13 protein-coding genes and 1 riboswitch are annotated in these 15220 nt (G+C 55.4%); of the genes, 7 read left to right on the top strand and 6 right to left on the bottom strand.

Features of this window, described 5'->3' with window-relative positions:
- Positions 1-2 precede the first annotated feature (2 nt).
- The 3 genes from MKX42_RS11285 to MKX42_RS11275 all read left to right on the top strand — a co-directional run bounded on the left by MKX42_RS11285 (position 3) and on the right by MKX42_RS11275 (position 4430).
- Entirely contained in the window at positions 3-530 is a 528-nt protein-coding gene (locus MKX42_RS11285) for a phosphotransferase-like protein (protein WP_340752581.1), read from the top strand.
- 492 nt (positions 531-1022) lie between these two features.
- Positions 1023-2018 (top strand): LacI family DNA-binding transcriptional regulator, encoded by a 996-nt coding sequence (locus MKX42_RS11280; RefSeq protein ID WP_340752580.1) that lies wholly within the window; start codon positions 1023-1025, stop codon positions 2016-2018.
- Between the two features lie 117 nt (positions 2019-2135).
- A complete protein-coding gene (locus tag MKX42_RS11275; protein ID WP_340752579.1) occupies positions 2136-4430 on the top strand; it encodes an alpha-galactosidase in 2295 nt (764 codons plus the stop codon).
- Between the two features lie 134 nt (positions 4431-4564).
- On the opposite strand, the gene MKX42_RS11270 is transcribed toward MKX42_RS11275, so the two are convergent.
- Entirely contained in the window at positions 4565-5995 is a 1431-nt protein-coding gene (locus tag MKX42_RS11270) for a flotillin family protein (protein ID WP_340752578.1), read from the bottom strand.
- A gap of 18 nt (positions 5996-6013) precedes the next feature.
- Complete coding sequence (locus MKX42_RS11265; protein ID WP_340752577.1) at positions 6014-6511, bottom strand: hypothetical protein; 498 nt, start codon at positions 6509-6511, stop codon at positions 6014-6016.
- Positions 6512-6883: 372 nt separating this feature from the next.
- Positions 6884-7066, bottom strand: a riboswitch (cyclic di-AMP (ydaO/yuaA leader).
- 382 nt (positions 7067-7448) lie between these two features.
- Here MKX42_RS11265 and MKX42_RS11260 point away from each other — a divergent pair.
- The 3 genes from MKX42_RS11260 (at position 7449) to MKX42_RS11250 (ending at position 11162) form a co-directional block, all read left to right on the top strand.
- Positions 7449-8075, top strand: coding sequence for a TetR/AcrR family transcriptional regulator (locus tag MKX42_RS11260; protein WP_340752576.1), 627 nt, complete (start codon positions 7449-7451; stop codon positions 8073-8075).
- Positions 8076-8104: 29 nt separating this feature from the next.
- Positions 8105-10528, top strand: a complete 2424-nt coding sequence (locus MKX42_RS11255; RefSeq protein WP_340752575.1) for an MMPL family transporter — start codon at positions 8105-8107, stop codon at positions 10526-10528.
- 199 nt (positions 10529-10727) lie between these two features.
- Complete coding sequence (locus MKX42_RS11250; protein ID WP_209871556.1) at positions 10728-11162, top strand: GNAT family N-acetyltransferase; 435 nt, start codon at positions 10728-10730, stop codon at positions 11160-11162.
- A 29-nt stretch (positions 11163-11191) separates the two neighbouring features.
- On the opposite strand, the gene MKX42_RS11245 is transcribed toward MKX42_RS11250, so the two are convergent.
- From MKX42_RS11245 to MKX42_RS11235, 3 genes are read right to left on the bottom strand one after another with little or no spacing between them, the layout of a single operon-like run.
- A complete protein-coding gene (locus MKX42_RS11245) occupies positions 11192-11641 on the bottom strand; it encodes a DUF1877 family protein (RefSeq protein WP_340752574.1) in 450 nt (149 codons plus the stop codon).
- 48 nt (positions 11642-11689) lie between these two features.
- Positions 11690-13132, bottom strand: a complete 1443-nt coding sequence (cls, locus tag MKX42_RS11240) for a cardiolipin synthase (RefSeq protein ID WP_340752573.1) — start codon at positions 13130-13132, stop codon at positions 11690-11692.
- A gap of 36 nt (positions 13133-13168) precedes the next feature.
- The gene (locus tag MKX42_RS11235) at positions 13169-13540 is read right to left on the bottom strand and encodes a winged helix-turn-helix transcriptional regulator (protein WP_340752572.1); all 372 of its coding nucleotides are present in this window, start codon (positions 13538-13540) and stop codon (positions 13169-13171) included.
- 169 nt (positions 13541-13709) lie between these two features.
- On the opposite strand from MKX42_RS11235, the gene MKX42_RS11230 reads away from it, so the two are divergent.
- Positions 13710-14297 carry an NAD(P)H oxidoreductase gene (locus MKX42_RS11230; protein WP_340752571.1) on the top strand — a complete coding sequence of 196 codons (588 nt, stop codon included), beginning with the start codon at positions 13710-13712 and terminating at the stop codon, positions 14295-14297.
- A gap of 22 nt (positions 14298-14319) precedes the next feature.
- Here MKX42_RS11230 and MKX42_RS11225 read toward each other — a convergent pair whose 3' ends face one another.
- A complete protein-coding gene (locus MKX42_RS11225; RefSeq protein ID WP_340752570.1) occupies positions 14320-15207 on the bottom strand; it encodes a PhzF family phenazine biosynthesis protein in 888 nt (295 codons plus the stop codon).
- Positions 15208-15220: the final 13 nt, after the last annotated feature.

The following is a 15220-nucleotide window of genomic DNA, read 5'->3' as shown; positions in this document are numbered from 1 at the left end:
AAATGAACCAAGGACAAATCGTGTTTCTGAACGGAGTAACCAGCTCCGGCAAAACCTCAATAGTCGAAGCGATACAGTCGAGATCGCCGGAATTCTTTTATGTGGTAGCCAATGACCTGTTCGAAGAAACCATCGGGGAACGTTACCTGCGTGAAGACTACTGGAAGTATCTTAGTGAAGCTATTATCATGATGTACCATACCGCCAAATTATTCTCGGATCATGGCAAGCATGTGCTGATTGACGGCATCCTGGTGGAGCGGCCGGGCCTCACGCCTCATTATGAGAAGGTGAAGGATATTTTCGCCGGATACCCGCTAACCATGGTAGAAGTATTCTGTCCCCTGGACATCTGCCGCCAGCGCAATCTGGCCCGTGAACACAGAGGCGAAGACCAGTCGGAGGAGCAGCACAAGCTGATGGCCCGGGACATCAGGTATGGCTTCAAGGTGAACACGCATGAGGACACCTCTGAAGAGTGCGCGGATCTGATTGTGGGGCATTTATTCGGTGAGCGTACCGCAGATTGATAGGGATGAGATAACGTAATAATGTGGAAAAGTGGACAAGGCTGCCTGCATAGGCAGCCTCATTTTGTTTGCGTACAAACGGAATAGCGGGCTGGGACATAGCTTCCTCCGAAGCGCAAGAGCCGAACAACATAGCAGACTTGCTGTAACTCTGGTCCAAGCTCCTCTTAGGCTTATTCGCCATCTGGCGGACTCAGAGGACGCTATAATGCGAAAAAACTAACTTTTCTTATGTTTGCGGACTCAGGAGCGCTTATGTTACCATTTGCAGCTATAAATGAGGAGTAATGGGTTAGTTAACGGCCTCTGAGTCCACCTGGCGTGCCTAATGGTGTAATTTGGTGTTGATAAGGGCTTTGCAGTCCGCGAGAATGTTGGAGCAGGCCCCCCTAATGTAAGCGTTACTCAAAATCTGCTTGAAAGAACCCTTAAGAGATGATAGGATTAAGGCGAATATTTAGTAAATTTATTAACTAAAAAGGCGTGATCAGCTTGGCAACGATTAAAGACATCGCCCGTGAAGCCGGCGTATCGGCCGCAACCGTATCCAGAGTGCTAAATAACGACCTGTCCCTGGCTGTCAGCGAGGAGACACGCAACCGCGTATTCTCCGTGGCCGGGCAGCTGGGCTACAAGCCCTCACGGGTACGGCAGCTGAAGCGGGAGAATGAGCTTGGCAGCAAGACCGTCTCGCTTCTGCTCTGGTGTTCAGCCGAAGAGGAACGGGACGACCCTTATTACGGCTCCATCCGGCGCGGCGTGGAGCTGCGCTGTGAGGAGCTGGGCATCCGGCTCGGCCAGACGCTGCGCGGACATAGCACGTCCGTCCCGCTCCGGCCCACAGGTGACGGGCTTATTGTAGTTGGCGGGAGCTTCCAGCCGGGAGAGCTTGCGAAGCTGCACCCGGATACAAGCACCACCGTACTGGTCGACCATTATTCGGAGCGCACGGAATATGACTCCGTGCGGACACATTTCCGGCAGGCTGTCGATCAGGCGCTGGACCATCTGCTGGAGCTCGGTCACCGCGAGATCGCCTTCATCGGAGGCGGCAGCGGGGAGGAGCGCCGCAGGCATCATTACACCCGGATTATGCAGAGCCAGGGTTGCTATGATCCGGCGCTGATCCGCACGGGAAGCTGGACCAGTGCTGACGGCTACCGGATGATGAGCGAGCTGCTGGCAGGGGTAAAGCGGCCTACGGCCTGCTTCGCCGCCAGTGATCCGCTGGCGGTCGGCGCTCTGCGTGCCCTGCATGATCACGGGATACAGGTGCCTGCCGGGATGGCTGTCGTCGGCTTCGATGATATCGAGATGGCGGCCTATGTTCAGCCTCCGCTGACAACGGTCCGCGCCTATCCCGAGCAGATGGGCAAAGCAGCAGTTCAACTGCTCGCCGAGCGGTTCGAAGGACGCGAAGCCCCTTCGCATACGATGATCGGCACGAAGCTGATTATCCGCGAGACCAGCGGCGGGACCAGGGATTAACACAGCCCGGCTGCACAGCAATCGTAGATTGCTTTTTCCAAGGTATCTTGCAGAAGTACCGCTCAAATTGGTCCAGATATCTGGACCTTATCCTAATACACAAGGAGTGTTAAGATCATGAACATTTTTGCAGACGAATCACTAGGCTTGTTCCATCTTCAGTCCAAAGACACCAGCTACATCATCCAACTGGTAGAGGGTTACCCAGCCCATGTCTACTGGGGCGCACGGCTCCGTCATGATGACAGTCTGGCCGGAGTACTGGAGCTGCGTGAACGCGCCTCCTTCTCACCAACCCCGCTGCCGCAGAAGCCCGCCCTCTCGCTGGATGCCCTGCCTCAGGAGTATCCGCAGTATGGTACGAGTGATTTTCGCCGCCCGGCTTATCAGGTTCAGCTTGCGGACGGTACGCGGATCTCAGAGCTACAGTATGCAGGCTATGTAATCACGCCGGGTAAGCCGGCACTGGATGGACTGCCTGCGGTCTATGCAGAGAGCGAAGCAGAAGCGCTCACACTTGAACTCACCCTGAAGGACGACTATGCTGGCCTGACGGTCAAACTGCTCTATACGGTGTTCGCTGACCATCAGGCGATTACCCGCTCTGTGCGCTTCGAGCATAACGGCGAAGCCCCGCTCCGGCTGGAGCAGGCGCTTAGCGCGTCGGTGGATTTTGCCGATTCCGCATATGACACCCTGCATCTGAGCGGCGCATGGGCCAGAGAGCGCCATGTTCAGCGCCACCCGCTTAACCCCGGAGCCGCGCTGTCCCTGGAGAGCCGCCGCGGATCAAGCAGCCATCAGGTCAATCCCTTCCTCGCGCTTCTGCGCCCGGGTACAGACGAAGATCAGGGTGACGTCTATGGCTTCAGCCTCGTCTACAGCGGCAGCTTCAGTGCTACTGCTGAAGTGGAGCAGTTCGGACAGACCCGTGTAAGCCTCGGAATTAATCCGTTCGACTTCTCCTGGCTGCTGGAGCCGGGCCAATCCTTCCAGACCCCAGAGGCTGTGCTTGTCTATTCCAGCGAAGGCATCGGCGGCATGTCGCGAACCTATCACCGGCTGTACCGGACCCGGCTCTGCCGCGGTGTTCACCGTGATCAGGCCCGGCCGATTCTGGTCAACAACTGGGAGGCGACTTACTTCGACTTCAATGCGGACAAAATCGCGACCATCGCCAAAGCAGCAGGCCCGCTCGGCATTGAGCTATTCGTCCTTGACGACGGCTGGTTCGGCAGACGCGACAAGGATAACAGCTCACTCGGCGACTGGTTCGAGGACCGCCGCAAGCTGCCTGAAGGTCTGGCGGATCTGGCAGACCGGGTCAACAAGGAAGGTATACAGTTCGGTCTATGGGTGGAGCCGGAGATGGTCTCGCCGGACAGTGAACTGTACCGCAAGCACCCGGACTGGTGCCTGCATGCCGAAGGACGCCGCCGGACGGAAGGCCGCAACCAGCTGATCCTGGATCTCTCCCGCCCGGAGGTATGTGACTATCTGTATGAGACGCTAAGCGCGGTCTTTTCCAGTGCCCCGATCCGCTATATCAAGTGGGACATGAACCGCAATATGACCGAGATTGCATCGGTGAAGGCCGCCCCGGACCGGCAAAAAGAAACAGCCCACCGCTATATGCTCGGCCTGTATCATCTGCTGGAGCGCCTGACCTCGCGCTTCCCTGACATTCTGTTCGAGAGCTGCTCCGGCGGCGGCGGCCGGTTCGATCCGGGTATGCTGTTCTATATGCCTCAGACCTGGACCAGCGACAACACCGATGCGGTTGAGCGTCTGGCGATTCAGTACGGCACAAGCATCGTCTACCCGGCCAGCAGCATGGGCGCGCATGTATCTGACGTTCCGAACCATCAGGTGGACCGCATTACCTCCCTCGCTACACGCGGCGATGTGGCGATGAGCGGTAACTTCGGCTATGAGCTGGACCTCACCAAGTTCACCGAAGCCGAGAAGGACCTGGCCGCCCGGCAGATTGCCCAGTACAAGGAGATCCGCACACTGGTGCAGCAAGGGGATATGTACCGTCTGCTGAGTCCGTTCGAGGGTAGCGGCGAGACTGCCTGGATGTTCGTCAGCGAGGACAAGACCGAAGCCTTCGTCGCTTACTTCCGTGTACTCGCAAGACCTAATCCGCCGATTTCACGCCTTACGCTCAAGGGACTGAACCCGGAGCTGGATTACGTCATTGAGACCGGGGCTGCCGGCAGCAACGGGCATGTCCACGGTGGCGCAGAAGCTTCTGCGCCAGCTGGAGGCGATAGCTCCGGTCCGTTCCAGACGGCCTTTGACAGCACCCCGCTCGGCGGCGACCGCCTGATGCGCATGGGCCTCGTGGTCTCCGACCTGCGCGGAGATTACGCAAGCTGCACTTACCGTCTGAGAGCGGTACAGCGCTGATCTACAGCTTCAGACATACCATAGGCGTCAGCCTCCTTTTGGAGATTGACGCCTGTTTTTTTGTGGAGAGATGCAGTCAGGAAGGGGCTAGCTGCCGTTTCATTAACTACTTACTGCCTCCCCCTGCTCCTCTTCTACTCCTGTCCATGTTCATGATCCCGGCCAAGTAACCCGCTGAGCGCCTCTGTTACATTCATGCCGGTCAGCGTCTTGGTCAGCTCAGGCACCTGGGCCATGATTTTGGCGATATCGCCGGTAATTTTGTTTACGCCTGAGGAAGCCCCGTCCTGGGAGATGACGGTGATTTTATCTACCTTGGCCAGCGGGGAAGCGATTTTCTCAGCCAGCTCCGGCAGGATTTTCAGGAATTCCACAGTCAGGGCCGCTTGAGTGAACTGTTTGTACGCCTCAGCCTTCTTCTGCAGTGCTCCCGCTTCCGCCGCTCCGGCGAGCTGGACGATCTCCGCATTCGCCTTCCCTTTTGCCAATTCCGCCTCCGCTGTTGCCAGTCCGCGCTTGGTCGTCGTAGCTGCTTCAGCTTCCGCCTCCAGAATCTGCCGCTGCTTGGCGGCTTCCGCTCTCATGATCGTTGCCTGATTCTCCGCCTGGGCAGGCTTGATCACCGTTGCCTCCAGCTCCCGCTGTCTCAGCTCGACCTCGATCTCCCGGACTGTGCGGTTGGCTTCGGCCTCCATCTGAGTGATTTTCACCTGCTCCGTAACCAGGGACTGCTTGATCTTGTTCTGCTGCAATTCGTACGCCAGATCCGCCTGCGCCTTCTTCACTTCTGTCTCCAGCTTGAAGTCCGCCTGCTTAATATTCAGCTCCTTCTCGAACAGGGATTCCTTCGCACGGGCGGCGGTTCCCGCTTCTATGGTCGCCTGATGGGCATTGGCTTTGGCAATGGAGGATTCCTTCTCCGCTTCGGCCTGCTTGATCTGTATGTCGCGTTCGGCTTCGGCCTTGGCAATACTGGCGTCGCGGCGGATACGCTCAATTTCGGGCACGCCCATATTGTCGATGTACCCTTTGTCGTCGGTAATCTTTTTGATGGTGAAGCTGACCACCTCCAGCCCCATTTTGTCGAGGTCCTCCGAGCAGGTCTCCCGCATCTTGCTGTTGATTTCGTCTGGGGTCTTGAGTATAGATTCTACACTGAGCTGGCCGATCAGGCCGCGCAGATGACCCTCCACCGAATGCAAAATAATCGTCTCACGGTCCTCTTCCGGCCGGTCAATGAACTGCTCACTGGCGGTGAGAATAGCGGTTGGATCGCTTTTTATCTTAATCTGGGCTACGGCCTCCAGGTTCAGCTTGATGCCTTGACGGGAGAACATGGCCTGCGCCGGGATCACATCGAAGCTCATCAGCATCATGGAGATGGTTTTATTGTTCTGGAAGCCGGGGATGACGAACGTCCCGCCGCCCTGGACCACTCTTTTGCCGCCGAGGCCGTATACGATCATGGCCTGATTGGGCGGAACCTTTTTATACGCGGTCACAATACTGGTTAACGCCAGCAGAATCACAACAACAATAGCTCCGGTTACATATAAAATTAACATTTGCTCCGACACTCCCCGTTAGTTTTGTTCCATTTCCCGTTCGAACAGGGTGACCGCTGCGATCCCCTTATCCGTCTTCACAATAATCACCCGATCGCCGCGCAGCAGTGACTGGCCGGATCCGGCCCGCACGCCGATGGAGCGCATGGTCCCGTGCAGCACATACTTCATCTCTCCCACGGCCCCATCCGCTGCGGCGATACTGATATAGCCGAGCTGGCCAGCCGGATCATAATCCAGTTCACTCATACTGCTGTCATACCGGGTCATCACCCGGGCCAGTACCGTGTAGAGCAGGATGCCCGGCAGCAGGGCGATCAAGGTACAGACCAGTACCACGGCGAGCAGCTGCATCCCGCTGTACTTGACAAGCATATACCCCGTGCCGCCCCAGACGGTGACAAACACCATCAGCGGAAGAATCGGCAGAAAGCCCGGCCCCCCGGTATCACCTCCCCCGACATGCAGGTGGCCTGCCAGGCCGTGTCCATGAATGCTGCCGCTTAGGATAAGCACGAGGCCAACCCAGAAGCAGACGATAAATACAGTAGCGATGGTAACCCCCTCCTTTCAATGTAATATGGCTATAAGAAAACTGACTGTAGTGGCGATGCGGAAACTGACTATTGTGGTACATAAACTGAATAACTAGTGTTGTTATAAGATTCAGTTGTGCTTCCACCTGTCACTATTGCCCCTAATTTCCACTTTAGGCTGCTTGGTTGTGTATGGCAGAGGCGCAATTGGATTCAGGGGCACTTGTGCTCTTCATTTCCGTATCCAGCCCATTTTCAGGGCATTCAGTGGGATTAATCCCCTTCCCTACACAGCAAAAAGACCACAGCAGCAGCAGGGCTCTCCGTGGTCGGTTACTCGATCATGGCGCTCATCCTCTCTCTTCGAGGCTTACGGGGTTAGCTGACGGATTCGGGCAGCGAGATTGCCCTACCTCACCAGAGCCATAGTAGCACACTGGCAAGGATTCACCCCGGGTACTCAGCAGCCTATCCTTAAGCCGCCTGCACCAGTTGGTTCCCCCGTTCCCGTTACGGAATTCAGCCATTTCAAGAACAGTGTCATTTCATTCGGTTGTTGATTGAATCTTACGCCTGCAGCCATTTAATGTAAAACCTCACGGATGACAAAAGAAGTCAATAATGCTGTCCCTTCGTGAATGAAGGCGCATTCTTCAGCTCTGCTCTTATCCGCCCGGGGATTTGCTCGCGCTATCGTCTGTTTACACCCATGTTACTCTTCCTCTCACGTACTTCCCACTGCCCTCCTAACTTAATCCCCTAACCCTACTTTTCTTCCTCAGCCCATTACTCCAAATTTAAAATATTCACATTTCCGTCACTCGATGCTCATTGTGCAATCTTTCCCTTTGAGCAATAATAGAACCTATAGATTCTATAGGGCTTATAGCTCTTAGGGAAAGGAGGAAGGTTGAGATTTGAATTCCAAACTGAATTTGCGGGACAAAAAAAAGGAAGCCACCGCCTACGCCTTAGCTGTAGCGGCCTTCGAGCTTGCGCTTGATAAGGGTATGGACGGCTTCATCGTGGACGATATTGTCCAGAAAGCCGGGTATTCCCGGCGGACTTTTGCGAATTACTTCTCCTGCAAGGAGGAGGCGGTAGCTGCCTATTTCATTGGCATGATTGCTGTCCAAGAGAAAGAGGAAGAGCATAACCCGCTGGCTGCTCTGGCGCCGGATTCTACACCGCTCGATGCCCTGTACAATCTGCTGAAGCTGCAATTCACCTCGGAGTTCCTGCATAAGCTGCGGCAGTTCGTCTCCCTGGCGAATCAATATCCGTCCCTGGAGCCTTACATTCTCAATGTCTTCCGGCATTTGCAGATCACCGCCCAGGAGACACTGGAGCAGTTCACCCGTGGACGGTATGCCGATGGATATACCCACCTGCTGGTAGGTGCCGTCTATGGGGCCTTCGTGCCTATCCTGGACGGACGGCTGAACGTCATGCTACCGGGTGAGCAGCAGAGCGGGGACTCCGGGGCTATGCCGTTTGACCAATACCTGAATTCCATGTTTGCTTATTTACGCAACGGCTTCTAAATTCACAGATAAAGAGGAGTAACCATTACATGTCTACCTTTCTATACCGCTTAGGAAAATCTGCTTATGCCAAGCCTTGGGCCTTCATTGCAGTCTGGATCATTGTACTCGGAGTTGTAGGCACCCTGATTGGAGTCAATGGCATTCAATCCAGCTCCGAGATGAAAATTGAAGGCACAGAGTCGCAAAAAGTGCTGGATAAGCTGACAAAAGAGCTGCCCGCTGCGGCCGGAGGCCAGGCTAGTATCGCCTTCACTGTACCGGATGGGGAGCGCCTTGATACGCCTGAGCGTACAGCGCTGCTGCTAAAGGCTATTAATGATGTATACAACATGGAATATGTCATTAACCCTGCCGAACTGGCAGCACAAGCAGCAGCCGCTGCCGATCCTTCTGCCGCCGCTGGCCAAGCTGCTGCCGATCCTTCCGCTGCCGCCGGTCAAGCCGCTGCTGATCCTTCCGCTGCCGCTGGTCAAGCTGCTGCCGATCCTTCCGCCGCTGCTGGCCAAGCCGCTGCCGATCCTTCCGCTGCCGCTGGTCAAGCCGCTGCTGCTCAGGCAGCACCGTTCGGTCCGCTGATTGCCCAAGGCGCTCCGGTTCCCGGCGTGATGCTGTCGGCTAACGGCAGCATTGCCCTGTTCCAGTTCCAGTTCACGGTTCAGCAGACATCTCTGCCATCGGAGGTGCCGGACAACATTATCGATGCCGTGACCGAAGTTGAACAGTCCGGCTCAGGCATTACCGCGATTCCAAGCGACTCGCTCAAAAGCATGCCGGCCATCGGCTCCACGGAAGCGATCGGCGTAGCCGTTGCTGCCATCGTATTGTTCATGACGCTGGGCTCAGTCGTTGCCGCCGGGCTGCCGCTGCTGACCGCACTTCTCGGTGTAGGCATTAGCGTCGGAGGTGCGTTTGCCCTCGGCAGCTTGATCCAGATGAACGATATTACACCAGTTCTTGCCGTGATGATTGGTCTCGCCGTGGGGATCGACTACTCGCTGTTCATTGTGAACCGCCAGCGCCGTCTGATCCTGGATGAGAAATTAAGCGCAGCCGAAGCAGCCAGCCGTGCACTGGGCACCGCAGGCAGCGCGGTATTCTTCGCCGGTCTGACCGTTATTATCGCCTTATGCGGTATGCTCGTTATCGGCATCGGCTTCTTGTCTACTATGGCCCTAGTTGCTGCGGCCAGCGTGCTGATCAATGTCCTGTTGGCCTTGTCCCTGCTGCCTGCGCTGCTCGGCCTGGTCGGTGAACGGATCGTAACCGCCAAAGCCCGGACCAAGCACAGCACCGCTGCCCAAAAAGCGCAGCACAGCTTCTCGCACCGCTGGGCAAATGCCACGGTGAAATACCGCTGGGCCATCATTGTGCTGGTGGTGCTGGTGCTTGGCACAGCCGCCATTCCAGTGACCAAGATGGAGCTGGGTATTCCATCCGGCGCCTCGGCGAACCTGGATACTCCGGCCCGTCAGAGCTATGATGTCATTTCCAAAGGGTTCGGCGAAGGCTTCAACGGCCCGCTGCTGCTGGTTGCTGAGACAAAGAATCCGTCTGAGAAGATCTCCATGCCGATCCTGGGCAAGCTGGTTCAGGAGCTGCAAATGCACGATAATGTGACCCTGGTCTCTCCGCTCGGTGTCAGTCCCACCGGCGATATCGCCATTATCAGCCTGATTCCGAAGACAGGGCCCACAGATACCGCAACCAGAGACCTGGTACAGGAGCTGCGTGATCCAGCGTCCAGCCTGACCACCCGCAACAATATTAATCTTGGCGTGACCGGCTTCACCGCCATCAATATTGATATGTCCTCGAAGCTGTCCGATGCCTTCCCTGTATACATCGGGATCATCGTGATCCTGTCGCTGATCATTCTGCTCTTGGTATTCCGGTCCATTATCGTACCTATCAAAGCAACCGTCGGCTTCGTGTTAAGTATTATTGCTACCTTCGGCGTAACCACCGCCGTCTATCAATGGGGCTGGCTGCATTCGCTGTTCGGCTTCGATACCGGCGGACCGCTGCTAAGCTTCATGCCGATCCTGGTCACCGGTATTCTGTACGGACTCGCCATGGATTATCAAGTCTTCCTGGTCAGCTCCATGCGTGAAGCTTATGTCCACGGCCGCCATGGCAAGGACAGTGTTATTCACGGCTATGATCTGGCCAGCCGGGTCGTACTGGCCGCAGGTGTGATCATGGTGTCCGTCTTCGCCGGCTTCATCTTCGCCCCTGATGCGATGATTAAGCAGATCGGCTTCGCCCTGGCCTTCGGCATCCTGATCGATGCCTTCATCATCCGGATGACGCTTGTTCCGGCCGTCATGGCCGTCTTCGGCGACAAAGCCTGGTGGCTGCCGAAATGGCTGGACCGCCTGCTGCCGAATCTCGATGTCGAAGGCGATAAGCTGATCGCCAAGCTGAATGCCGAGAGCGGACACAAGCACTAAACTCGCCACACACAAAGCGAAGACCTGGCTTCGATGAATAGTCAGGTACTTTGCGGAACTCCAAGACATGTACATCTCCCCGGAATAACGGACGGCACTCCCGCCGTTCTCCATGTACAAATAGAGCCTGCGGCATCGTCCGCAGGCTCTATTTTGATATAATGGCTATAATTGAATTCAAATACTAAGGAGGAGTCCCATGAACATCATAGAACTGGATCTTACCCAGAATCAGCAGGAAATCTCCCGCTTACTGGAGGAACACAGCCGCCGCATGGACAGCAGCATTCCGCCCTACCAGCGCGAGGTGATCTCCCTGGCGGCCTATGAGAACGGCGTCTTCATCGGTGGAGTTACCGGGGATATGGTCTGGAATATTCTGAATGTGCACTTGCTGGCTGTGGATCCCGGGTACAGGGGGCATGGACTCGGCAAGGCCCTGCTGGAAGAGCTGGAGCACAGAGCCAGGCAACGCGGCTGTAAGGTAAGCGAGTTGACCACGATGAGCTGGCAGGCACCGTTTTTTTATCAGAAGCAGGGGTATGAGATCTTCGGCGAGATCAAAGATTGTCCGCATGAAGGGCAGAGCAAATATTATCTCCAGAAAAACCTGAAGCCCGGTTCCCCCTCCTAACGAGGTCCCGGCGCTTCGCGCCATCCCGTTCAAGCCACACTGAAAATCACGTGCTTCCCGCCCGCCAGCGCCTTCCCGTAGAAGTCCAGCAGGCCTGCAAATTCACCCTTCAAAGCTGCCCTCAGCTCCTCCGCTACACCATCCGTCTTCAATTGATCGAAGTCCACCTGCTGCATCGCCGCAATAATGTCCTCCAATTCATCCTGCTCGGTGCACGCGAAGAACCCGTCCTCCTCTTCCACCTCAAACACATGGACCCCGACAACAGCTTCACTTAACGGATCGCCTTCGATAGGTTCACTGGCCGAGACTCCGGTTAGCGCGAGATGCAGTTCCTCCCACAGCTTGTCGATATCGTAATATTCACTCCCGCCTTCAATCAGCTTCTCCAGCGTATCCATCATCTCCGCCCCGTCCATCTCCATCATCCGTTCCAGCGTATACTCATCCACCATGACATATTGACCCAGCATCCCCATTTGTCATTCCTCCCTCAATAAAATACAGCTGCCCACGCTCCACTCTCCTTACAGAATAGGCGACAGCAGCCGGGAAATCCCCTCTTTCAGCTTGATCACAAGCGAGCGCTGCGCATAACGTTTAACGGTCAGCTCAGAACACAGTCTGACATCATTCAGGAAAATATCCTGGAGCTGTTCGGCAATCGCCCGGTCATACACAATGGCATTGACCTCGAAGTTCAGCCGGAAGCTGCGCGAATCGATATTCATCGTTCCGACAGAGGCAACCTCCCCGTCTGCGACAATCGTTTTGGCGTGCAGGAAGCCGTTCTCGTAGAGCAGGATTTTGGCCCCGTAATTCAGCAGATCTCCGGCATACGCCCAGGTGGCCCAATACACGAACGGATGGTCAGGCTTGTTGGGAATCATAATCTGCAGATCAACTCCGGAGAGCAGGGCGATTTTGCAGGCATCCATGAAGCTGGTGTCCGGTATGAAGTACGGGGTCTGAATATACACACTTTCCTTGGCTGACAAAATCAGCTTAATATACATGTTCTTCAGATGCTCGGTTGACGAATTGGGGCCGCTCGTAATGATCTGGACCGGGCTTGTCCCTGTATGCTGCTCCATGTTGAAGACGAATTCCCCGTAATCGCCGCGCTCATGCTTCCCGGCCTGATGCCAGTCAAGGATGAATCTGCCCTGGATATGGCTGACGGCATTTCCGGTGATCCGGAGATGAGTGTCCCGCCAGTAGCCGAACTTCGGATCCTGCCCCAGATATTCATCCCCCACATTGAACCCGCCGATATAGGCGATGCTTCCGTCAATAATACACAGCTTGCGGTGATTCCGGTTGTTGATCCGGAAGTTCAGCGGCTTGATCAGGGACGGGAAGAACACTTCAACCTCGCCCCCTGCTGCACGCAATTCCCTGAAAAAATGCCGGGAAATCCGCTTCGAGCCGACCTCATCATATAACAGCCGCACCTTCACGCCTTCCCGCGCCTTCAGGACCAGCGCATCCCTCAGCCTCGTGCCGAGCTGGTCCGGCTGGATGATGTAATACTGAATATTGATCTCTGCGCGGGCAGAGCGGATATCCTCGAACAGCGCGGCGAACTTCTGGTGGCCGTCACTGTAAATGACAATCTCATTATCGCTGGATAACAGGCCGTGCGACGAGCGGATATTCATGTTGATGAGCTGTGCATAGTTCGTCAGCAGCTGTGACCGGTCATCCGCCCCTTCCGCGAAGGCTGCCAGCTGCTTGTCGGCTTCGGCCTGGACATATTCCTGCTCCTCGATGAAGAGCTTGTAGAAATTCTTTTTTTTGAGATTGCGTCCGAAGAAGATATACAAGACAAATCCCAGAATCGGGATGAAAAACAATACCATCAGCCAGGCCCAGGTATATCCCGCCTCCCTCCGCTCAATGAACAGAAAGCCCAGTGCCAGAATGATGTTAATGAGGGTGATGACTGTGGTTAGACTTGCAAATTCCATGCTCTTTCCCCTTTTCTCTCTGTCTCTCTCTGCTGCCTAAAAGTCCCCCAGCACCTTGGACCTGTCGCCATGAATCCTGTCCAGATGCTCCTCTCCCCAGTAGCATAACAGGTCCAGCGCGGGCTTCAGCCCCCAGCCGTAGGCCGTCAGCTCATACTCCACTCTGGGCGGAATCTCCTGGTAGATGGTCCGCGAGATAATCTCATCGTTCTCCAGCCCTCTTAGCTGGGCAGTCAGCACTTTCTGGGTTAAGCCCGGAATGAGCCGCAGCAGCTCGGAGGTGCGCTTCTGTCCGGTCATAAGATGGTAGATAATTAACGGCTTCCACTTGCCGCCCATCACTTCGAGCGCCGCCTCTACGCCGACTCTATACTTTTTGGGAACGCTATCGCCGCTCTGTTCAGTCATTGCTTCTGCCTCCGTTATGTAGGGAACCTCAACGTTCCTATGGAACATACACCTTCCTATAGAACAGCAAAGTGCGTACTTCCAGATTATTTGATTCCTGTTTATAATAGCATCAGCCAAGGAACATGGCTACAAACCTGCTGTTAAGAAAGGTAGTGAAGATACCAGCATGAGCGTATTAATCGTCGTATCACACCCAAGACAAGATTCCCTGACCTTCCAGGTCGCCCGCCGTTTCGCAGAGGGATTGAGCCAGGCCGGCCATGATTATGAGATATTGGATTTGCATGGGATAGGATTTGACCCTGTTCTGCAGGGGAGGGAGGAACTCAATATGACCGCAGGTGAACAGGAACAGCCCTATTCTCCTGAATTAGAGCGGGAAATGGAGCGGTTGCGTCAGCATGACGGCCTGGCATTTGTTTTTCCGCTGTGGTGGTGGCATCTGCCGGCCATGCTGAAGGGGTATATCGACCGGGTGCTGAACAACAGGGTTGCCTACGGCACAAGTAATCTGCATGGTTATCGTGCGCTATGGCTGGCTCTGGCAGGTGTATCGGAGGAACAGATGAAGAAACGTAATTATGATGAAGCCACCACGCGTCTGCTGAACGTGGGAATTGCCGATTACTGCGGAATCACAGACTCCAAGGTTGATTTCTTTTACGAGACCCTGGATTCGCCGCCCGCGCATTATGAAGCACTGCTGGAACAGGCCTATCAGGCGGGACTGCATTATGGCAAGGGGGAGAACTGACAAATGACAGAAATGAGGGAGATCACAGCATCACATCAAATTCACCCACATAAACTGCGTTGCCAGTCACTTCTATAGCGTTACCGTTGTCCGACACGGACACTCTGACTCTGCCGTCCCTGCCCATCTCTTGGCCCTGCTCAATTAGCAGCTCGAAGGAGGGGGCTGGTCCTTGTCCGCCGATGTACCTGGAATAATAAGCCCCCATCACCCCAGAGGCTGTGCCTGTAACCGGGTCCTCAATAGTCCCTGAGAAGGGGGAGGAGAAATGGCGGGCATGCATATGCGCCTCAGGATCATTCGTCTCCAGGCAGAACGGGTGAATGGACGAGCGGGGCATCTCCTTCAGCACCTCAGGGAACCGCTTGTTGACCGGCACCATCCGGGTGAAGGCGTCCAGGCTTGTAATCGGGACCAGTAAGGTCCACGTTCCAGTGCTGCCGTACATGGTTGGAAGGGTCTGATCAATATCACCGGGCTCAAGGCCGATCGAGCGGGCCAGGTCCTCAAGTGATCCTTTAAAAGCTTCAAACTGCGGACTGGCCTGTCTCATCGTCATATAAAATCCGCCGTGTTCTTCTCTGAAGCGGATGGGCAAGACCCCTGCCTTGGTCTCGATGGTCAGCTCGCTGGCGTCTTTAAGCAGCCCCTTCGTCTTCATGGCATACAACAACGCCATCGTCCCGTGGCCGCAGAGATTAATCTCATGCCCCGGCGTAAAATAGCGGATTCTGAGATCCGCCAGGTTAGATTTTAACGGAAACGCCGTCTCATTGAAGCCCACCTTCGCTGTAATCTCCTGCATTTGCTGCTCCGTCAGACCCTCGCCGTCCAGCACAACCCCTGCCGGGTTCCCTTTGTTTGGAATGCTGCTGAACGCATCGTAGTGATAGACTTTGATATTCTGCATACCTGCACCGCCT

This window comes from Paenibacillus sp. FSL R7-0204 (assembly GCF_038002225.1).
Classification (GTDB): Bacteria; Bacillota; Bacilli; order Paenibacillales; family Paenibacillaceae; genus Paenibacillus_AQ.
This window is presented reverse-complemented; position numbering and strand designations above follow the sequence as displayed.